We start from the raw sequence: 20,258 nt of genomic DNA, 5'->3' as shown, positions 1-20,258 counted from the left end.
AAGTGCGTCTACATGGCGATCATGTCGCTCGACCCGACCGGCAGGGGACAGACCCGCTGGACCCTGCGCTGGAAGACCGCCCTGAACGCCTTCGACATCACCTTCGACGGCCGACTCGCCGCAGCCCGACAGTAGCCCCGAACACCACGGTTACACCGTTCGATTGACAGACCCCCCCCATGTGGTGGCGCGGGACCCCGAGACGAACTTCCTGCTGGTGCGTGCGGCGGAGAGGGAGGAAGCGGGTGTGTACTTCAACGACCCGACCGGCATCACCTTCAACCGCTTCGGCGGGGACGGGATCATGGACCTCCTAGTCGGCCTGCTGCGACGGCTGGATGCCGTGCTCGTCGTCCCGGGCGGGCCGACCGTGATCCAGCGGGACGAGGACCAGGAGCTTCTGCCCGCCGCCCTCAGGGACGAGTGGCCCGTCGTCGTGGCCCGTACCGGCGCGGAGATCGACCGGGCGATCCGGGCTTCCTGAACGAACGAGGGGCTGGCCCCCGGTGTATGTCACCGGGAACAGCCCCGTGAAGACCGTTTTCGTCCTTCATCACGCCTCAACGTGAGGTTGGAAAAGGCTCATTTCCTCAGGCTGCCCAGCAGGCTGCAACGCGGCCCGGGGCGTCACGAACCTGCATCGGCAACCATCTGTTCCACCCACTCGCACACCTTCACTGCTCGCTCGATATGGCTGACGATGTCCTTCAATGTCGAGGTTCACCTCCCCAGTAGCTCTCGCCGGAGCGCGACGATCTTCCCCCTCGCCGAGGTGGGCCGGCTAATGAGGAGATGGGAGGGGATCGGAGAGGCAGCGGCAGGCCGGTGCTTCTGGTAGTCGGACGGGCTGATCGTTCGAGTTGAGCAACCGATCGCGTTGGTGACCGCCGGTCTGCCGACCGGCGCGGTTCAGCCGTCGCCAGCACCGCCAACGATATGGCGAGTCGACACTTCCGCTGATCAGTGCAGACCCCCACCAACTGAGACTGTGCCACGCGGTCTGAGACCCTACAGTTCCTGTTGACGTGCAGCGCAGGTGGCTCGGACACGCCGTTGCACTTTGCGTGATCTCGGCTGTGTCGCTGCGGTCGCGAAAAGCAGGTTGCACACAAACGTCCCGAGCGTCGTCGCCGACAAGCGCCTGCGAAACTACGGATGGGTTGATCAGCCCATAATTGGAGTCAGTGCCGAGCGACCCGGCGCATCGCACCCGCTCCGGGTGCACTCACCGCGATCGGAGAGCACCGTGAAGAACAGGGCGTTGTGGCGTGTAGTTGACAACGAGAGTGGTAGCCAGTCCATCGTCAGCACGCCCTCCGAGGCGGTCGCGTTCGTCAACAGCCGGTTAGACACCGATGACGACGACGAGCCGTTCAGCATCACCGAGGTCGGTCCTCTCCTTCCGAAGCCGCTCGGGGTCATCACCGCATGGGCTGTTGAGAAGGATGGTGAGCGAACCGACGGGCGTACTGCCCCGATCACCATCAGGCCGGTTGTGACGGATAACGCCATCGAGTGCGATGACGTCGTGCTCTGGGGCGACGTGTACGTCTCCTGGGACCACGACATGTACACCGTCGAGGGGCCGGACGGCTCCGAGTACAGCGAGGCCGGCAGCGCAGACGAGTTGAGCGAGATCCTCGACGAGTACGCCGGCGACTACGAGTACGCGCCGGAGGGGCCCGACAGCCACAGGTGGCCGAAACCGGAAGAGTTGATCCGCTACGGCGCCCAGGAGTGTGCCAAGCGGTTCGGGCACCTTGATGACGACGCACTGCTGTGGCTCGCTGCCACCCGCATCACGCTCGCCGTGTGGCGCAACACACCCGTCGAGAACTGGCATGCCGGGAAGAGTCCGCTGCACGACGGCACGATGATGCGGATCAACGCGGCAACCACCCGGATCGTGCGCTCGATGCTGTCGTTCGACCATGTCGACTGGATCGGTCTCGGTCTCGCGATCGTCAACCCGTCTCGGGTTCTACCGACCGGGCAGTCCGTGCTCGAGCTCGGGCTGGCCTGCCACAACCCTGACGACCCGGCGCACGAGATTGATCCGCGAGAAGAACTCGCGGACATGGCACAGGACGCGATCTCATGGGGCCGAAGGTACCGCCTTCACGAGAAGGAGTTCGGCCTGCGAACCCTGATCGAATACTTCTGCGCGTCCGACAACGGCTGGTTCGGAGCTCCGAGTTGGGGACGCATCGTCGATCGGTTCCTTACGGCTGTCGACGACCGGGAGAATGCGCACTGGCGCATGCACCGGGACGAGCCTTGGTTCGACGAGTGGTTCACCAACCGCCCGGCCGACATTGCGGACACCACGGAATTTCGTCGGCTGCTCCTTGCCGGGCCCGACCTGCTGTCCGAGGAGGCCGCCGAATGGTGCGTGGATGGTGCCATCGGCTACGTCTGCCAGGACGACCACGCGAACGACTGTTGGCGGTGCCGTCTCCCGCTGGCAACGGAGTCCCCCAACGAGTGAACGTGGGCAGCCTCCTCCGCAAGCGCTACGTTCGCATCCACGTGAGGCGCCCACGCCGGACCTGAGGCACAACCCCCTACGGTTCCCCGGACCTGCGCCGGAGTGCACATCGGCCGCTCCCGCGTCCTCTACGAGATCACCGAGGCCACCGTGACCATCGTGGTCATCCACATCGGCCGCCTCGGCTGACACACCACAAACACGCACACCGGAACCATCCCCGCGGAGCAGTGGGAGATGACCAACCCCGGACGTCGTTTCGATCTTGTTGCTGGGTTCGCCAGTCAGGGTGAGGACCCGTTCCTGGAGGGCTGCGAGAGCCGTCGGCGGGGTCGTCGCGGGCGGGATGGAGATGCCGTGGGCTTTGAGTAGCCGCCGGTTCTTCAGGAGGGTGCGGTGCATGGCGGTCCTGCTGCTGCCGAAGAGCACGGCCAAGGGTTCTGCGGCCAGGGCGAGGTGCAGGTGGAGCACGGTGGCCAGGACCTGTTCAGGGAAGGGGAGCCGGAACGGGCGGCCGCGCTGTGGGTCACAGTCCGGGGCCAGGCTTGTTGCGAGGTGGTCCAGTTGCCGGTGGGTCATGCCGGTCAGCTCGGGATGGGAGAGCTGGGCCTGGTCCCACTGCCTGGGCGGTGCCTGTCGGGCCCGGGGTGCGGGGACGGTCGGGGCGGGCTGGGGATGCAGGGCGTAGTTCCAGTCGCCGTGGAAGGTGTGCCGGGTCAACGGCAGGGCAGCCGTCTCTGCGTCCCCGATCTTGACGCCGGTCGGGTAGGTGTTGGTGTCCAGCTGGGCGGTTACGCGCAGTCCGGTGCGGGTCGTGGTCGCGGCGATGGACTGGACGATGACTTCGTGGCTGGTCAGCGGGCGGCCGCGCCAGTTCATGGTGATGTAGGAGAAGAGCCGGTGCTCGATCTTGTTCCACTTCGATGTTCCCGGCGGCAGGTGGCACACGGTGATCGTGAGCCCTGTTTCTGCGGCGAGGCGGGCGAGCTCAAGCTTCCAGGCCCGGGTGCGGTAGCCGTTGGAGCCGCCCGCGTCCGCGGTGATCAGCAGCCGTGTCGCACGCGGGTAGGCAGCCTGGCCCTGGCCGTGCCACCAGCGGCGGATCGATTCCACCGCGAACGCCGCGGTGTCGTGGTCAGTGCCGACATGGACCCAGCCGGTGTTCTCCGCCAGGTCGTAGACCCCATAGGGGGCGGCCTTGCCCAGCAGGGGGTCGGCGAAGTCGTGCATGTGGACCGGCACCGGATCGCCGGCCGGGCGCCACTGCCGGCCGGTGTTCTTGAAGTCGCCGACGAGTTCCTTCTTCTTGGTGTCCACACTGATCACCGGCTGGCCGGCGTCCCGGTGCTCACGCACCTGCTCGTTGAGATAGCGGAACTGAGCATCCCGGTCCGGGTGCTGGCCGCCCTCCAGGCTCTTGGTGTTGGCCTGCAGACTGAAACCCTCTTCCCGCAGCAAGCCGGCGACAGTGTCCGCGCTGACCGTGTGACCAGCCCGGGTCAGCTCCCGCGCGAGGGTACGGGTGGACTTCACCGTCCAACGCAGCGGCGACATCGGATCCCCGCGCTCGTCCGGCTCCACCAGTGCCAGCAGCGCGGGCCGCAGCCCAGGGTCGAGATCCGCGACGCGTTTGCGGCCACCGCCCGGCCGCCGCACCCGCCCCAGCGGCTCCTCGCCAGCCTCGAGCTCGAACACGCCCTTGCGGACCGTCGTCTCACTCACCTCAGCCGCCCGGGCGACAGCCCTGATACCGCCACGCCCCAGCAACCGGGCCTCCGCGACCGTCAGCAGACGCCGCTGCCGCTCGTCCAGATGCGGGAACAACACCGCGAACTTCACAGCGAGTTGGCTACAGATCTCGTCCGGGATGCGCATACCACACCAACGAACCCTGCAGTGGGAACGCGAGGCCCTGTGGCCGCGGCGTCTGCATCAGGTCGCGGGCGGTGACGCCGGGCCCGCATTCGAGTGGTGGCGGGTCGTGGGGCGGGACGCGGTCGTCTTCCCGGAGGTGGTGGCGGTCGCCGAGGCGCTGCTGGATCCGGGCATGGCCGAGCAGGTGTGGGTGGACAGGAGCTTGCCCCGCCCTCAGTGTCGGATCTCCCACTCGACACAGTGGTGGCCCGACTCGTGTTCGTACGTCGTGGGCACGTAGTGCAGGAAGGGGTTGCTCGTTTCCAAGGCGTTGGTCAGGGCTCTGAAGAGCTCTGTCAGGCTCGTGGCCCAGAGTGTTCCGTTCAGGTCTCCTGATCCGATGCCCATCTCATACACGTGTCCGTATGAGGGCCCCGGGCGGTGGTCGATAAAGGCAACGCCACCGTCGTTGGGGAGTGCGAACGGCACACAACGATCCAGATTCACAGCCAGCGCGTCCTCCTCCCACAGGTCGGCTTCGATGTTGTCCTCGCCCACGTCCACGAGCACGTCGTACATCATTAGGATGTCGTCCACACTGCTCAGGCGGTGGCCCAAGGGAAGAAACGCGCCGGCAGGCAGAGCGAAGCGGGAGCCCGGGCTGGCGGCAGGCTCAGCTGCTCCATCGTGCAACTCCAGAAGTGCCTTCAGTTCCGGGTGCAGGGCGAAGCCCAGCCGTGACTCCAGGAAGGCAAGCTGCTCGGGCCTCGCCGGCCTCCGCAGGACCGCGTGATCAGCAGGCGAGTGGGTCGCGAGCCATGCCTCGAAACGAGCCCACGCATGATCGAACAGAGCAGTATCTATCTGTGCCATACACCGAAGATAGACGGTCACACTGACACCGAGACCTCACACACCATCAGGACTGACCTGCGAGAACTACTTGCGGTGCATGATCACCTTGAAGCGCATCCGCGTTGAAGACGCGGCTACGTGGACCTCACACACGGGAAGCAGCCCGGCGATCGAGACGTGGAGCTTGGTGCGGGACCAGCCCCGCACGGGCGGGGAGCAGCGGTCGACGGAGGGAACGAGGTGCACTGCAGGGCGCCGAGCAACGGCCCAGCGGTCTGCGTTGGGAGGCCGCTCCACACCGATTCAGGCTCTCGGCGAGAGCCGTCGCGACGTCCACCGTCGACGAGAGCGGTCACCTGAGCACGACGACTGGCACCGCCGGCCGACGAGCGGGGCGGGAACTACGCTGGCAGCCCTTCTGACCACGCAGGGAGCAGCGTGCCGCCGTCCTTCGTCCACCGGATCACCAAGTACGACCCAGCCGATCGCGATGAGCGCGGTCACTACACCGGCGCTGAGGACACGGTCAGTGACCACGGGCTGGTCGAAGCGGCGTACCTGGCGGCGATCGCCGCCTTCGCGGAGGCCTCGGGTGTCGACCGGCTGGAGATCCGCGATCCCGAGGTCACCGGCGTCGTCCACTTCGGCCTGGAGCCTCCGGTAGAGGGGCATGGCCTTCACGGGCTGTTCCCGCCCGATCTCGCCGGATACCACGACGGGGCCGAGGTCTCCCTACCGGTCGCCCTTGAGCTTGTCCGGGCCATGCTCCGTGACCACGGCGCCTGGTGCCGTCTGGAGGCGGGCGGCGTGTTCACCGTGCACGTCGGGTGGGACCAGTACGTGTACGTGGGCAGCGACCGGCCCTGCGCAGAGGCCGTGGCCCGTACACGCGAACTCGGCCTCTTTCCGGAAGCCATGACGGCATCCCCCTACGCCGCGCAGTTCGACGAACCAGGCGTGACAGAGGCCGCCGACGAGAACTTCTGGGAGCGCGTGCGCACCACGCTGGACTCGCGGCATACGGCGCTCCTGGAGGAGGCCTACGTCCGCAACGCCGCACGCTGGCACCGCCTCACGACGGAGAACCTCGACGTGGTGCGCGCCAGTCTCAGCCCGCGCGCCCTTCTGACCGTCTGGCCCGACCTGACACCCGATGTCGGCGCGGTCCTCGCCTCGCTGCCGGAAGAGGGATCCGTGGAGTTCGTCTGGGAGGCGCAGGACGGGACGATCAGCCACGTGGCCGTCGACGACACCGAGTACCAGGAGCTCGCTGTCCTGGTGGCCGGTGCGCAAGCGGCCTGCGTCCTGCCCATGTACCTCGATGAACGTCACCCGCTGCATCGCGCCGCCCTTCCTGACAGCGACGGTGTGCTGCGCGCTCGATGGTGATCTCCGGCGAACACCAGGCGACGAGAAGGTTGGTCTACTCCCGATGGTGACAAGCGGCGCGCGCAGATGGTGACAGCCATCGCGCTCCGCCCCGTGGGTTCGTCCGGCCTGGCTGACGTCTCGGGTGGCAGGGGCGCACCACCTGCTCAGCAGCGTCCGCTCAGTCCTCGGGCCTGGGGGCGAGGGTGATGAGGGCGGTGGCGATCTGGTCGAGGCGATCGGCGGCGAGGGAGTAGAGGACGTAGTAGCCCTCGCGTTGGGTCGTGGTGAGACCGGCCTGGGTGAGTTGGTGGAGGTGGCGGGAGGTTACGGAAGGGGACAGGCCGAGGAGGGTGGCGAGTTCCTGGGTGGTACGGCTCTGGGCGGCGAGGTGGGTGATGATCTGTAGCCGTGGGGCGGCCGCCAGAGCCCGGAGTACGGTGAGGGTGTCTTCCTGGCTGGTGGGGCGGGCGGTCGCGGCCGGCGTGAGGGGCAGAGCGGGGTAGGTGATCCGCAGGGGCCAGGGGGCGTCGCAGGTGACGCGGACGTGGGGCCAGACGTAGTGGCCGGCGGTGAACGTCACGGGATGTTCGCGGGTGACGGTGATGTCGTGGTCGTGCGGGCGGTCGAGCCGCAGCGTCTGCCGGCCCGGGTCGACGCGGATCTGGGAGGCAAGGGTGCGGAGCATCGGGAACAGGCCCTCGTGGGCGATCCGGGCGCCTGAGCGGGCGACCGACTCGTACAGGGAGGGTTCGATGCGCTCCCACTCCTGGGCGAAGGCGGCGTCCCAGTAGTCCTCCAGCACGGTGAGCACGTCGTCGAGGACGGGGAAGGGGTCGGTGAGGATGGTCTCCAGCCGTGCCGCCCGGTCGGGATCGCTGTCCCGGTATGCCGTGAGGACCGCGTCGCGGGTGCCGGGGTCGTCGACGAGGTCGTCTCCGGTGTGGCGGGTGGTGTCGACGAGAGTGCGCGCGAGTTCGGCGGCCAGCAGGGCGGGCGGCAGTGCCCGTACGGCCGCGAGCTGGTCCGCGAAGTCGGCGTCGTGATCACCGGCGCGGCTCTCGAAGAGGGCGGGGATGTAGTCGGCGACGACGAAGCCGTGCTCGCGCATCCGCCGGCGCAGGGCGGCGGGCAGGCGGCGGCACCGCCTCACCCAGGGCACGTGCAGGGCGTGGTGGCCGGGGTCGGTCAGGACGTGCCAGGAGTGGACGGCTTCGAGCAGGGGTGAGACGGAGAAGGCGATGTCCTCCTCGGCCGTCTCGGCGAAGCGCAGGGTGATCACGATTGCAGGATTTCACAATCAGTTGATCGGCTCCCGCCACGTCGATCAGGCTCAGGGACAGACCGCGCTGTACCGCCGCAGGTCGACTCCCCTCCTTTCCCGAGCCGAAGGCCGCAGGTTTGTCCATGAGTACGCCCGAAGCGCCCTGGCGAGCCGTGCTGGACGCGGACGGCTGCCCGTACACCGTCCACGAGCACGCCGCCGCGCACAGCGTCACCGAGCGCCAGGCCCTGCCCTTTCCCTGGTCGCAGGCGGTCAAGACGCTCGCCTTCACCACCCCGGAGATCCCGCTGCTGCTCGTGGCGCTGCGCGCGCAGGACCGGGTGGACTACGCCCGCCTGGCGGCCGTCCTCGGCACCAGCCGCTCCCGGCTGCGCACGGCGGACGTCGCCCTGCTCGCCACCGAGGGCCTGGCGCCCGGGGGTGTGCCGCCGGTCAGTCACCGGCCCGGGGTGCCGTGCCTGGTCGACGCCGCGGTCGCCGAACCCGACCGGTCCGTCTACTGCGGTGCCGGGACGGCCGACCGCACCCTCCAGATCGACTCAGCAGTCCTGGCCCGCCTCCCCCGCGCACAGGTCGCCGCCCTCTGCCGGTAACCACCCCTCCCGCGCACCGGGCCCCGCCCCTCGTACAGCTCGCATCACGCGCAGCCTCTTCCGGCTGCGCGGCACAGATCAGGAAGTCCCGGCCCATGGTGAGTACCGAAAGCCTTCTCGCGTTCGCCGCGATGTCCCTCGTCGTGATCGCGATCCCCGGCCCGAGCGTCCTGTTCGTCGTCGGCCGCGCGCTCGCCCACGGACGCCGCACCGCGCTCGCGACCGTCCTGGGCAACCTCCTGGGCTGCTACGCCCTCGTCCTGGCCGTCGCTCTCGGCGTCGGCGCCCTGGTACAGGGCTCGGCGGCCGTGTTCACCGCTGTGAAGCTGGCCGGCGCCGCCTACCTCGTCTACCTGGGTGTTCAGGCGTACCGCCACCGCGGCCGGCTGCGCGCCGACCTGACGGCCGGAGAGGGAGAACGGCGCGGTGATCTGCGCACGGATTTGGACGGCCTACTGGTGGGCGCCACGAACCCGAAGGGACTGGTGTTCTTCGCCGCGGTCCTGCCGCAGTTCGTGAACCACGACGCCGGGAACATCCCCCTACAGATGATGGTCCTCGGCCTGATCCCGGCCGCCATCGGCCTGGTCTGCGACACGGTCTGGGGCCTGGGCGCCTCGGCCGCCCGGACCTGGTTCGCCGGCTCCGACCGGCGCCTGTCGATGATCGGCGTGGCGGGGGGCCTCGGTCTGATCGGCCTCGGGCTCACCGTCGCCGCCACCCGCCACTGACCGTTCCAGAACCAGCGGCGGTGGGCGGTGCGGGGCTTGCCCGTCAGGCTGCGGCGGCGGGGAACAGGCGTTGCACCGCCGTGACGATGGCCGCGCGGCGGGCGGCGAGGAACGAGGCGCGCTCCTTCTCGCCGCCGGGCATCAGGTCGGCCTGTCCGGCCCAGGACATGGCGAGCTGGTTGACGAACATCAGGATGTCGACGGGATCCCATGCCGGGTCGAGGTGGCCGGCCTGCTGCGCGAGGCGCAGCTGGTCGGTCTTGTGCAGGACGGTGGCCTGGATGGGGTCGTCGGGGTCGGGGACGGTTCCCTCGGCGAGTTCGAGACGGCCCCAGTTCATCAGGCGGAGCCGGTCGGGGTGAGCGGCGAAGTAGTCGTGCACGCGTCCGGCATAGCCGGGCAGGTCGGTGGGGTCCATGCGGGTGGCCTCCGCGACCAGGGTCATCTCGCGGGCGACGACGGTGGCGTAGAGCTCTTCCTTGCCGCGGAAGTGAGCGTAGAGGCGTTCCTTGCTGGTCTTCGCCGCTTTGGCGATCCGCTCGATCCTGGCCCCGGCGATGCCGTGCCGGGCGAACTCGGCCGTGGCCGCGACGACGATGCGGTCCCGGGTGGAGTCGGTTCCGGTTGAAGTGCTCATACCACCCAATCTACCGGACCGAACCGTTCGGTTTGCCGTAGACGGAGGGCGGGAGTACGGTAAAACCAAACGGTTCGGTTTGGTAAGGAGCACCTCATGGAACAGCGGAAACTGGGAACCCAGGGACTGACCGTCTCCGCGATCGGTTACGGCGCGATGGGCACCGCGACGGGCTACGGCCCTTCCGACGACACCCAGTCCATCGCCGCGATCCGCCGCGCGCACGACCTCGGCGTGACCCACTTCGACACCGCCGAGATGTACGGCTGGGGCGAGGGCGAGAAGCTGCTGGGCCACGCGCTCGCGCCGATCCGCGGCGAGGTGACCATCGCCACCAAGTTCGGCTTCACCCCCGCGTTCGGTGCCAACTCGCGGCCCGGACACATCCGGGAGGTCGTCGACAACAGCCTGCGCAACCTGAGCGTCGACTCCATCGACCTGCTCTACCAGCACGTCGCCGACCCGGAGGTCCCCGTCGAGGAGGTCGTCGGCGTGATGAAGGAGTTCGTCGACGCCGGCAAGGTGAAGTACCTCGGCCTGTCCAACACCGACCCGGACTCCATCCGCCGCGCGCACGCGGTGCACCCGATCTCGGCCCTGCAGTTCGAGTACTCGCTCTTCGCCCCCCGAGACGCCGAACCCTTCTTCCCTGTCCTCGAAGAGCTCGGCATCGGCTTCGTCGCCTACTCGCCGCTCGCCCGCGGCTTCCTCAGCGGCGCGGTCCAGCCCCGCGACCAGTACAGCCCGGACGACTTCCGCCAGCACCTGGCCTGGTGGAAGCCGGACAACTACGAGACCAACATCGCCATCGCCGACGAGCTGACCGAGTTCGCCGACGGCAAGGGCGTCACCCTCGCACAGCTGGCGCTGGCCTGGCTCCTCGCCCAGAAGGACTACACCGTCCCGATCCCGGGCTCACGCAACGCCGACCGCGTCACCCAGAACACCGCCGCAGCCGATCTCGTGCTGACCGCCGAGGACCTCGCCCGCATCGCCGAGATCGCTCCCCACGGCGGCCTCGGCGGGCGCCAGAGCTGACGCCCGCCCCGGGATCGACCCCCGCTTCACCCGCTGCCGGGGTTCAGGAACTGGCAGAACGACGACTACGTGGCCGACCTGGCGAAGGTGTGGAAAGTGGAACCGTCTGCCCTCCCCCAGGAGGGGCGCCGACGCCGCCCGCCTCGACCCGGCCGCGGACGACCTCGTCGGGGTCACGACCCGTTGCGGCGCCCTGCGCGAGCGACCCCGGCGCCGTCAGTCCGAGCGGGCCTCCTCGAAGCCGATGTCGCCGCTCGGGCGGAGCTCGGCCGCCATGTTGCGCTCCATCATCCGCAGTGCCGCATCCGCGAGACCGGCGTCGATGTGGGCGACCGCGTCCGTAGCCACGACGACGTCGAGGTGCCGGATGTGGGCGTCCAGGGCCGAGTACAACACGCATTGCTCGGTCACCTGACCGCACAACACCACCCGCCGGGCCCCCAGCTGACCCAGCAGGTAGGCCAGAGGCGTCCCATAGAAGACGGAGTGCCGCGCCTTGACGACGAACAGCGACTCCGCGTCCGGCACGATCGGCTCCACCAGGTCGGCGTGGGGACCGGACAGGGCCACATCGAGGATCTCACCGTGGTGGGAGCGCCAGCGGCCGAAGTTGTCGTTCACGTAGACCACTGGCGCCTCCGCGGCCCGGGCCCGCTCCAGGAGTGCCTCCACACCCGGCAGCGCCGTACGGACGGACACCATCAGCGCCTCGGCATCGTCGTGCTCGTAGGTGTTCAGCATGTCGATCACGATGAGTGCAGTCCGCCCCACGACTCCACCTCCCCTCACTCACGGCCCCTGCCCGCAGCATGGCAGGCCAACCCAGGACGTGCGCCCCACGCCCTCTCAGGGGCGGCTCGTCGTGCGCGTGTGCGTCACCACCCCGGGCATACGCGAAGGACTCGCACGGTATGGCGCCGCGGCGGCTCAAGGCGCAGCGCATGGCCGACAAGATCCTTCCCGACAGCCTCAGGGCCGAAGAGCACCGCCGGATGGCGGAACCCGGATCCGGCAACCATTAGACGCCCTCCGCCGCGGCCTCGCCCCCCCAGGACGTCGACGCGGGGGTTGCGTACCGCGGCCAGCAGCCGGGCGGTCATCGGTTCGGGCTCCGAGCGGAGTTGGGAGTGCACGGACGCCACGACGACGTCGAGACGGCCGAGCAGGTCCTCGTCCTGGTCGAGCGAGCCGTCGTCGAGGATGTCGCACTCGATCCCGGTGAGCAGCCGAAATTCCGGGCCCATCGCGGAGTTCACGGCGGCCACGGCGCACCGTGGAGCGCACGTTCAGGTCGACGATCTCGAGCTCGTCCTCCAGGTCGGTATCGAGGAACGCGCCCCCTTCGCCGACGCCGGCGTTGAGCGCCGCGACTGCCACGGGACGGCCGGTGGCGGTCACTGCGCCGACGAACCGCTCGGCCTGGTCGTAGTTGCGCAGGTCCGCTGCCACGGCCTGCACACCCACCCCTGTCCGGGCGGCGATCTCGTCGGCGGCCGGACGCAGCCGGGTCTCGTCGGCGGAGTTCACGATCAGGTCGTAGCCGTGCTCAGCGAGCTGCCGAGCGATTTCGAACCCGATGCCGCTGGATGCGCCAGTCACGACCGCAAGTTCTCTGTTCTGGTTCATACACGGCGCCTACCCGGCAGGTCGCGTCAGACCCGCGCATGCGCCCCGGATGGGGTTCGGCCGCGGACCCGCCCCTCAGGCGCCGCCTTTGAGGATCGTGCTGCGGCTGCGGCCGTCGCCATAGCGCGTCAGTCCTCGCCGCGGATGATGTTCCAGTCCGGGTCGGCCGACCCCTCTTCGCCTGCCGACTCATCGGTCCGCGTCTGGCGCACGGTGGCGGCACGGCACGTCCGGACCCGTTCGTCGAGCGGCACACGGCTGGTGGCCGGCTGGGTCGCTGCCTGGCCCTCCATGACCAACATCTCCTTCCGAAGCGCTCACACATCAGATCTCTTCTGCTGATTCGCGTGTACCCGGGGTGATGAGGCCCAAGCGCGCGTCGGCCCGGCCCCGAGAGGCGTGGGCCGGCCGTCGCCAGGTTGGCCTGACGCACCTCGGGCAGGGGCTGTGGGGGAAGGAAGGCCGAGCCATGGGTCGGACGGCGCTCATCGTGATCGACATGCTCAACACCTACAAGCACGAGGACGCCGAGGTGTTGGCGCCCTCCGTCCGTAAGGCCCTGCCGGGTGTGAAGGCGCTTCTGAAGCGGGCCCGAGACGCGGATGCGCCGGTGGTCTATGTGAACGACAACTTCGGCCGCTGGCGCTCCCACCACGGGGAGATCCTCGACGCGGCCCTGTCCGGTCCCCACGCCGACCTGGTGAAGCCGATCGCACCGGACGAGGAGTCCCTTATCGTCGTCAAGGCGCGGCACTCGGTCTTCTACGAAACCCCGCTGGCCTACCTGCTGGGCCAACTCGGCGCCAACCGCGTGGTGTTGTGCGGTCAGGTGACCGAGCAGTGCGTGCTCTACTCGGCCCTGGACGCCTACATCCGCCACCTCGACGTCGTCGTGGCCGTCGACGCGATCGCCCACATCGACGCGGGCCTGGCCGAGGCGGCCCTGCGGATGATGGAACGCAACATGTCGGCCGAACTCCGATCGAGCGGCGACGTCAGCTTCGAGCACGCCTCCGAGATCCGACGGTCCGGCATGGACGACCTCCACCTGCGGCAGCGAGGGGAATAGCAACTCGCTCAGCCACGACCATGATTGCGACACAACCGCCGGCAGTCAGCCACCCGGCGCACGACGCCGACAAGATCCGGACGATCTCCAAGCCCCACCGACCCCCGAGGATCCCTCACCCAGAGTTACCCACCACAGAACCTGGGCCAGATCCCAGGACAAGCCATCGAAGACAACCCCCTACGCAAGCCGATCGGGTCAGTCCGCGGCGGTCTGGGACGGGTCAGTCGATGGCGCAGGCGAGGTAGAGGTCGACGCGGTCCCGGGCGGTGGACAGGTCGCGGCCGGTGAGCTGCTCGATGCGGCCGATGCGGTAGTGGAGCGTGCTCACGTGGATGTGGAGTGCGGCCGCTGTGGTTCGCCAGGCGCCGTTCTCGCCCAGGAACGCTGTCAGGGTGTGCACGAGGTCGGCGCCGTGCTCGGCGTCGTATGCCTCCAGGGGGCCGAGCAGTCGGTGCCGGTAGGCGGCGCGGATCTCGGCGGGGACGCCGGCGAGCAGCAGCAGGTGGGAGTCGAGCTCGGCGGCGGTGACGAGGGAGAGCCGCTGAGGGCGCAGGGCGGCGAGGCGGGCTGCGTGGCGGGACTCCTCCAGGGCGCGGTCCAGGCCGGACGCTCCCGGGGCGGTGGCGCTGAGGCCGAAGGCGATCCGGCCGCCGTCCGCGGCGGGTTCGAAGGCGGCGAGGCGGGTGCTGAGCAGTTCTGCGAGGTGTTCGCCGTCGTCCTTCTGGTCGAGGGAGACGAGGAGGGTGAGTCCGTGTTCGCCGCCGGCGACGACCGCCTTGGCGTCGGCGGTCTCGTCGATGACGCTCTCGGCGAGGTCGGCGGCGAGGTCCCAGGGGCGTAGGGCGCCGCGGGTGAGGGCGGTGAGGGCGAGCAGTGGGCGGTCGGGGGAGATGCCGGCGGTGAGCAGGCGCGCGTGCAGGGTGCCGGGGGGAGCGCCGCCGTCGATGAGGGCGATCAGGTCGGCGTGGAAGCGTTGTTCGGTGCGTCGGCGTTCGTCGCGCCGGGCGCCGCCGAGGGCGAGGAGCTCGGCGGTCTGTTCGGCGGTGCCGAGGGCGTCCTGGCCGAGGTCGGCCGGTGTGCCGCGGACCACGAGGTGGCCGCCACCAGCGCCGTGACGCCCTATCGGCAGCAAGGTGTATCCGTCGGCGGAGGCGGGGGGCCGTGGCACACGCAGTGCCTGGACCGCCAGCCGTACGCGGAGCGTCGCAGGCAGGGCCTCATCGGGGCCCGCGAGGAGGCGGCCGGCGACGGACAGTGCCCAGCAGTCGGTGTCGAGTTCGGTGGCGAGCATCGCGACGAGGCCGCCGAGGTCGGCGCCTTCGACCAGGGCGGCAACGAGCCGGCGGTGCCGACCGAGGACGTCGGCGAGTTCCCGGCCGCGCTCGCGGTTGATCCGCTCGATGACGGTGCGGGAGAGCGTCCCGTACGAGATCTCGGAGGGGGCGGCCAGGACGGGGATGCCGCGGCGCTCGCACGCCTCGACCAGAAGCGGGGGCACCTCGCCGAGCAGGAGGTCGCCGGCCACCAGCGCCGCCGCGCCGCCGTCGGCGAGGGAGGCGGCGAAGGTCTCGCAGTCCGCGGGGGTGCGGTACCAGCCCTCGCTGGTCAGCACGAGCTCGCCGCCGGTGAGGAACGCCGCCGGTTCCAGCAGGTCCGTCGCGTAGACCCAGCGCAGCTCCCGTGCGAGGTCACCGTCCGGTGTCAGGAGCGTGAGCCCCAGCTCTGTCATGCCCAGCAGATCCCGCACCTGCATATGCGGACCCCTTCCACTCTCCGACGATCATACGAAGACCCGTGCCGTTTCGGCCATGACTTAGGTCGCCACGAGGATGCCTCGCCCCTGCCCACGGGGTGTGTACTGCCGTTGCTGCAGCACTCCGGCATCCCTGACTTCCTACGAATCATGGAAGGGGGCACGACATGACCTCTCCAGGCCCTCTCACACAGCGGCTCTCCGCCGCGGTGCGCTCCGCCACCGCGGTGGAGACCTCAGGCATCGAACCGATACCCGCTGACGACCGCGAAGGCGGACCGGGTTCGTCGTTCACGCTCTGGTTCAGCTCCAACGTCCAGTTCTCCAGCCTCACCAGCGGCATGCTCGCCACCGCCGCCTTCGGTCTGGGCTGGGCGCAGGCCCTGCTGGCCATCGTGCTCGGCAGCGCCGTGGGTGCGGCGGCGATCGGCATCACGTCCACGTTCGGCCCGCGCAAGGGCGTGGGCCTGCTCGTGCAGACCCGGCTTCCCCTCGGCCGGCGCGGCGCCGCGGTCCCCGCCGTGCTGGTGTTCTTCAAGGCGTGCGCGTGGTTCGCGGTCAACTCGATCCTCGGGGCCTTCGCCGTCCAGACCCTGATCGGCACCGGCTTCGGCCCGGCCTTCGCGATCGTCACCGTCTCCCAGGTCGCCATCGCACTCGTCGGCTACGGCTTCATCCACCTGGTGCAGAAGGCGATGGCCCTCGTCCTGCCGCTGCTCTTCATCGGCGTCTCCCTCTACGGATTCACCGAGAGCGACCTCGGGTCGGGCTTCGACGCCGCCAAGGCGGGCCCGCTCGGCTTCGTCGGCGCCTTCGCCCTGGTGGTGGCCATCCAGGCGGCGCGGGCGCTGAGCTTCTCCTCGTACGCCGCCGACTACACCCGCTACATGCCCGTCGACACCTCACCCCGCAAGCTGTTCCTGTGCGCCTTCACCGGCACCTGGCTCGGCTCGGTGTGGATCGCGAGCCTCGGCGCCGCCATCGGCACGATCGCGTTCATCGGCACCCCCACCGACCTCGTCGGCCAGGTCCTGCCCGGCGCGCTCGCCACCGTCACGATGCTCGCCCTGGGCGTCTCGACCATCACCTCCAGCTGCCTGGACTGCTACTCCGGCGCGCTGGCCTGGCTCATCGCCGGCGTGAAGATGGCGCGCTGGCAGGCGGTCCTCGTCGTCGGCGGGCTCGGCAGCGCCATCGGCTGGTTCGCCGGCCAGGGCGACTACTGGAAGTCGTTCGAGAACTTCCTGATCATCCTCGGCAACTGGATCGCCCCCTGGCTCGCCGTGATGCTCGTCCAGCGCTTCCTCGTCACACCGCCCGGCCCCGACGAGGAGGCACCCCGCAACTTCGGACCCGGATTCGCCGCCTGGCTCCTCGGACTGCTCGCCGCCGTCCCCTTCATGAGCCAGCCCGGCGTCTTCGTCGGCCCGATCGCCGAGAGCCACCCCGCCCTCGGCGCCTGCGCCGCGGCCGTCGCCTTCCTGACAGCCGGGCTCATCCACTACGCGCTCACCCGGAAGACCCGGACCCGAGCCACCACCCGTACCACCACCGACACGCACGAGGAGATCTCCGCATGACCGCCGTACCCGCCACCATGACCGCGACCGACACCGACCTCGCCCGTCTCCGTGCCTCCGTGGACGTCGCCCGCCGCTCCCGGGCCGCCGGCAACCACCCCTTCGGTGCCATCCTGGCCGGCCCCGACGGCGAGATCCTGCTGGAGGCCGAGAACACCGTCACCACGCAGCGCAACGCCACCGGCCACGCCGAGACCAACCTCGTCCGCCTCTCCACCGAGAGGTACGACGCCGACTTCCTGCGCACCTGCACGCTCTACACCAGCACCGAGCCGTGCGCGATGTGCTCCGGCGCCATCTACTGGGGCAACATCGGCCGCGTCGTCTACGCCCTCGGAGAGGACGAGCTCCTCGCCATGACCGGCGCCAACGAGGAGAACCCCACCATGGCCCTCCCCTGCCGCGAGGTCTTCAAGGCCGGCCAGCGCGACCTCCCCGTCGTCGGCCCGATCGACCTCCCCGAGGCACGCGAGATCCACACCGGCTTCTGGAACTGACCCGACGGAAGCCCCACGAAGCGCCCTCCCGGAGGCGTCAGGGACCTCCGGGAGGGGTCCGGCGGGTCACGCCGGAGCTTGGCACCTCTGGCGAACCCCGCCGAACCCCTCCCGGGAGCCGTCAGGGACTCCCGGGAGGGCCCCGGCCAAGAAGGCTCGGGTGCCATTCGGATGCTTGCCTGAACACGTCCGTGCTCGCAACGTCCCGGATGTCTTTCTGACGCCAGCGCCCACGAGACGAACCGGACCAAGTTCCCCATGGTCGCCCACCACATCGGCCGGCCCGGCTGTCCCCCGGTCCGGCGTCCGGAAACTCGCCCCCGCCACCGGGACCGGCCACTGACGGTCCACCCCTCTCCCAAGGCCCGCCATGAGCGCACACCACGGCTCCTACAGCCCCGATCCGGACCCACCGCTCCCCCAAGTCGCCTGGAGCGACCAGGCAGTACGAACGCCTTCCTCGATGCCGTACGGGCAGCCTCCTCGAGGGTTGGGGCGAGTGCGGCCAAGAGATCGACAGCCTCGGTGACGTACCGGTAGGCGGTGGTGGTGCCGACGCCGAACCCGGCCGCGAGCTGGGCGTAGGGGTGGCCGTTGCGGAGGTGGGCAAGTGTAAGCAGGTCCTGCCGACATGGGCTCAGGCGTCGCCACCGGGTCCCGAGCTCCCGGCGGTGTTGGCGGAGCTTCGCGGACAGGAAGCGCAGGGCAGAACTGGACACGTCGACCCCGGACAGGTACACAAGCACGCGAAACCTCTGGAGAAGACGGATTTCTTGGTCGAAGACCCGTCTAGCAGGAGTTTCGACTATCCGTCAGTCCAACTGGCCTACACAGTTGCCAGTTGGGAATTGATTCAGTTCCTCAAGACCCAGGGCGGCGCCTGCTCGCGACGGACTTTCTCCACCTCGACTCCATCGGCCTGCACCGCTTGTGCGCCCTGCTCGTCAAGGCATCGTGGGAGCCATGCCGACGGTCGCCCCTCGCCATCGGAGTCCGCCGATCATTCCGGGCGACAGTCCGGACCAGCGGGTGGCACCATTCGGCCATGTGCGAAGACTGCCTGGCCGGCTACACACGTTGTGTCCACGTCACCGCTGACGCCGCCGACGCGTACCGCCAGGCCATGCGGCTGTGCGCGCTGATGGAACACCGCGGCGAGGAGGCGGAGCTGCTGACGCACCTGGAGAGCGTCGACGAGGTCCGCCGAATGGCGGCGGCGCTGCCGAACTCCCGCTTTGTGCACCGCCCTTACCCTGGCACCCGCCCCTCTTGCGCCGACGGCGGCTGCGAACCGGACGTGCCGGTCATGGACGACCGTGAACTGGAGGCACACCTGCCGCTCGCGATGTCGGCACGGTTCGCACCGGGGACGGCCGAGGACCGGGTCATCGCGGCACTGGGCGACAATGGCAACGCGGTCTTCCTCGTATGGTCAGGTCGCTGGCCGGACAGACCCGAGCACGGCCTGCACGGCTCCCGCCACGACGCGGTACAGGTCGCCTTCCGCGGCGACCACGCCGACCCTGCACTGCTGTCCGGCCGGCACGCGGTCCACGTCCACGTGTCCAAGCAGTCCGGCCACCGCGGCGTCGAGTATCTGGCTGCACGGGCGGGCGTCCACCCGTGACCAACTCGGCGCTCGTGCACGCCGCCGTTCGGTCCGCATCACTGCACTCGTCCAAGCCGCCCTCGCCCTACATCTGACCAGCTCAGCGTGACGTTGGAAAGAGCTCCGTGCCTCCTCGGCGGGAACAGAGGCGGTCGGAGTCGCTGCCTGACTCTCCTGCGTCCGTACAGGAGCGGCCTCTTCTGCTCCGGAGTCACAGGCGACCCCGCCGAATGCGAACAGACCGACAGAGAGAGGAGTAAGAAGCCAATGACGACTGCACATAGGCGAAACGGTAAAAGTGGACGCCAAGGTCGAAGCTTGAACATGCCATGTGCGCCTGAACAACCCGGAGATACCTGCCAGGCCGCAGGCAGCGAGACGGGAGCGTCGGCGAAGGCGCCGAAGCGCGGCTCTGGTCAGAGCTGTGCTCGGCGCCGTGGCAGGCGTGCAGGCCGCAGGTGAGCGCGTCGCAGGCCCATCCCCGCAGGCCTGGGGAGGAGGCGAGGGTGCACTGCTGGACGCCCGGAGTGGGATCATCCCCGCGCAAGTGGGGAGCAGCCTGTGGTGAGAACGACGGTGAGAACCCACAGCCATGGTGAGCTCGGCGGTAAGGAACTCCAGCCTTCTACGGCCGGCAGCAACCAACAGCGACCGAAGCGACCGAAGAACCAACACGCACTCACCAGGGAAAGGGACCAGGCCCGCGCGTACCGGGAACAGATGGTCTTGGAGCGGCCGTAGGGCACGTCGTCAGGTCCGTCCCCGTGCGAACGGATCGCCGTCGGGGCCGGCCCCGACGGGATACCGGTCTGCTCGCAGGCTCAGAGCGGTACCCCAGCCCCCAGGCGCCCGGCGCCGATGGCCCCCCTCAGCACGTGGGTAATCTCCTCGGGCCTGAGGTCGATGCCGTCGAGCCCCTCCAGGGTCAGCGGGACCTCCTCCAGCGCGTACTCGCCGCGGCCCTCGGCACTGAACTCGGGGCCGGTGCGGTCGTCGAAGGACCAGGTCGCGATACGGGCGAGGTAGAAGAGCTCACGCTCGCCGTCGGTCTCCACCGTGTGCAGGAGGCGGACAATGTCCGCCTTCCCCGCGATCTCCTCGCGGATCTCCCGGTGGAGGGCGGCCTCCCGGGAGGCGTCACCGGGCTCGACGCCACCGCCGGGCAGGACCCAGTACGCGGCGATACCAGGCCTGGTACGGCGGATGACCAGCATCGTGTCGTCTGGCGTGACGAGGACGGCGCGGACTCGTTCGGTCATTTCGGTTCGTCTC

17 protein-coding genes and 5 pseudogenes are annotated in these 20,258 nt (G+C 69.3%); 11 read left to right on the top strand and 11 right to left on the bottom strand.

Going from position 1 to position 20,258, the window contains the following annotated elements:
* From ABZ621_RS34265 to ABZ621_RS34255, 3 genes and pseudogenes are all read left to right on the top strand, one after another.
* A pseudogene (locus ABZ621_RS34265) lies at positions 1-135 on the top strand (IS256 family transposase); the annotation flags it as partial.
* A gap of 28 nt (positions 136-163) precedes the next feature.
* Complete coding sequence (locus tag ABZ621_RS34260) at positions 164-484, top strand: hypothetical protein (RefSeq protein ID WP_360610578.1); 321 nt, start codon at positions 164-166, stop codon at positions 482-484.
* Between the two features lie 762 nt (positions 485-1,246).
* The gene (locus tag ABZ621_RS34255; protein WP_360610576.1) at positions 1,247-2,488 is read left to right on the top strand and encodes a hypothetical protein; all 1,242 of its coding nucleotides are present in this window, start codon (positions 1,247-1,249) and stop codon (positions 2,486-2,488) included.
* 333 nt (positions 2,489-2,821) lie between these two features.
* Here ABZ621_RS34255 and ABZ621_RS34250 read toward each other — a convergent pair.
* Positions 2,822-4,363, bottom strand: a pseudogene (locus ABZ621_RS34250) (ISAzo13 family transposase); the annotation flags it as partial.
* Positions 4,364-4,576: 213 nt separating this feature from the next.
* Positions 4,577-5,215, bottom strand: coding sequence for an SMI1/KNR4 family protein (locus tag ABZ621_RS34245; protein ID WP_360610575.1), 639 nt, complete (start codon positions 5,213-5,215; stop codon positions 4,577-4,579).
* A 420-nt stretch (positions 5,216-5,635) separates the two neighbouring features.
* Here ABZ621_RS34245 and ABZ621_RS34240 point away from each other — a divergent pair, with 420 nt between their 5' ends.
* Positions 5,636-6,586: an RNA-binding protein gene (locus tag ABZ621_RS34240; protein ID WP_360610574.1), complete on the top strand. Its 951-nt coding sequence runs from the start codon at positions 5,636-5,638 to the stop codon at positions 6,584-6,586.
* Positions 6,587-6,746: 160 nt separating this feature from the next.
* Here the strand turns inward: ABZ621_RS34240 and ABZ621_RS34235 are convergent, their stop codons facing one another.
* A complete protein-coding gene (locus tag ABZ621_RS34235) occupies positions 6,747-7,847 on the bottom strand; it encodes a DUF5937 family protein (RefSeq protein ID WP_360610572.1) in 1,101 nt (366 codons plus the stop codon).
* 125 nt (positions 7,848-7,972) lie between these two features.
* On the opposite strand from ABZ621_RS34235, the gene ABZ621_RS34230 reads away from it, so the two are divergent.
* Together ABZ621_RS34230 and ABZ621_RS34225 are read left to right on the top strand one after the other, a co-directional pair.
* A complete protein-coding gene (locus ABZ621_RS34230; protein ID WP_360610571.1) occupies positions 7,973-8,443 on the top strand; it encodes a YbaK/EbsC family protein in 471 nt (156 codons plus the stop codon).
* Between the two features lie 95 nt (positions 8,444-8,538).
* On the top strand, positions 8,539-9,174 hold the full coding sequence (locus tag ABZ621_RS34225; protein WP_360610569.1) for a LysE family translocator: 636 nt from the start codon (positions 8,539-8,541) through the stop codon (positions 9,172-9,174).
* A gap of 43 nt (positions 9,175-9,217) precedes the next feature.
* Here ABZ621_RS34225 and ABZ621_RS34220 read toward each other — a convergent pair whose 3' ends face one another.
* Positions 9,218-9,811 carry a TetR family transcriptional regulator gene (locus ABZ621_RS34220; protein ID WP_360610567.1) on the bottom strand — a complete coding sequence of 198 codons (594 nt, stop codon included), beginning with the start codon at positions 9,809-9,811 and terminating at the stop codon, positions 9,218-9,220.
* Between the two features lie 96 nt (positions 9,812-9,907).
* Here ABZ621_RS34220 and ABZ621_RS34215 point away from each other — a divergent pair, with 96 nt between their 5' ends.
* Complete coding sequence (locus ABZ621_RS34215; RefSeq protein WP_360610565.1) at positions 9,908-10,849, top strand: aldo/keto reductase; 942 nt, start codon at positions 9,908-9,910, stop codon at positions 10,847-10,849.
* Positions 10,850-11,065: 216 nt separating this feature from the next.
* Here ABZ621_RS34215 and ABZ621_RS34210 read toward each other — a convergent pair whose 3' ends face one another.
* The 4 genes and pseudogenes from ABZ621_RS34210 to ABZ621_RS34195 all read right to left on the bottom strand — a co-directional run bounded on the left by ABZ621_RS34210 (position 11,066) and on the right by ABZ621_RS34195 (position 12,768).
* A complete protein-coding gene (locus ABZ621_RS34210) occupies positions 11,066-11,620 on the bottom strand; it encodes an isochorismatase family cysteine hydrolase (RefSeq protein ID WP_360610563.1) in 555 nt (184 codons plus the stop codon).
* Positions 11,621-11,898: 278 nt separating this feature from the next.
* A pseudogene (locus ABZ621_RS34205) lies at positions 11,899-12,114 on the bottom strand (PHP domain-containing protein); the annotation flags it as partial.
* A 55-nt stretch (positions 12,115-12,169) separates the two neighbouring features.
* Positions 12,170-12,475: pseudogene (locus tag ABZ621_RS34200) on the bottom strand (SDR family NAD(P)-dependent oxidoreductase); the annotation flags it as partial.
* A gap of 128 nt (positions 12,476-12,603) precedes the next feature.
* Positions 12,604-12,768: a hypothetical protein gene (locus ABZ621_RS34195; RefSeq protein ID WP_360610562.1), complete on the bottom strand. Its 165-nt coding sequence runs from the start codon at positions 12,766-12,768 to the stop codon at positions 12,604-12,606.
* Between the two features lie 176 nt (positions 12,769-12,944).
* Here ABZ621_RS34195 and ABZ621_RS34190 point away from each other — a divergent pair, with 176 nt between their 5' ends.
* A complete protein-coding gene (locus tag ABZ621_RS34190; RefSeq protein WP_360610560.1) occupies positions 12,945-13,544 on the top strand; it encodes an isochorismatase family cysteine hydrolase in 600 nt (199 codons plus the stop codon).
* Between the two features lie 223 nt (positions 13,545-13,767).
* Here the strand turns inward: ABZ621_RS34190 and ABZ621_RS34185 are convergent, their stop codons facing one another.
* Entirely contained in the window at positions 13,768-15,276 is a 1,509-nt protein-coding gene (locus tag ABZ621_RS34185) for a helix-turn-helix domain-containing protein (protein ID WP_360610558.1), read from the bottom strand.
* Positions 15,277-15,467: 191 nt separating this feature from the next.
* Between ABZ621_RS34185 and ABZ621_RS34180 the strand changes: the two genes are divergently transcribed.
* Together ABZ621_RS34180 and ABZ621_RS34175 are read left to right on the top strand one after the other, a co-directional pair.
* Entirely contained in the window at positions 15,468-16,880 is a 1,413-nt protein-coding gene (locus ABZ621_RS34180; protein ID WP_360610556.1) for a cytosine permease, read from the top strand.
* A complete protein-coding gene (locus tag ABZ621_RS34175; RefSeq protein ID WP_360610554.1) occupies positions 16,877-17,377 on the top strand; it encodes a nucleoside deaminase in 501 nt (166 codons plus the stop codon). The genes ABZ621_RS34180 and ABZ621_RS34175 overlap by 4 nt, the downstream gene beginning before the upstream one ends.
* A gap of 443 nt (positions 17,378-17,820) precedes the next feature.
* Here the strand turns inward: ABZ621_RS34175 and ABZ621_RS34170 are convergent.
* Positions 17,821-18,123, bottom strand: a pseudogene (locus ABZ621_RS34170) (transposase family protein); the annotation flags it as partial.
* A gap of 299 nt (positions 18,124-18,422) precedes the next feature.
* Here ABZ621_RS34170 and ABZ621_RS34165 point away from each other — a divergent pair.
* Positions 18,423-19,004 carry a hypothetical protein gene (locus ABZ621_RS34165; RefSeq protein ID WP_360610552.1) on the top strand — a complete coding sequence of 194 codons (582 nt, stop codon included), beginning with the start codon at positions 18,423-18,425 and terminating at the stop codon, positions 19,002-19,004.
* 803 nt (positions 19,005-19,807) lie between these two features.
* Here the strand turns inward: ABZ621_RS34165 and ABZ621_RS34160 are convergent.
* A complete protein-coding gene (locus tag ABZ621_RS34160) occupies positions 19,808-20,245 on the bottom strand; it encodes an NUDIX domain-containing protein (RefSeq protein WP_360610550.1) in 438 nt (145 codons plus the stop codon).
* Positions 20,246-20,258 lie beyond the last annotated feature (13 nt).

The organism is Streptomyces sp. NPDC007863, assembly GCF_040633895.1.
In the GTDB taxonomy this organism is placed as follows: domain Bacteria; phylum Actinomycetota; class Actinomycetes; order Streptomycetales; family Streptomycetaceae; genus Streptomyces.
The sequence above is the reverse complement of the archived record's forward strand: the minus strand, read 5'-3'. Positions and strand labels throughout refer to the sequence as shown.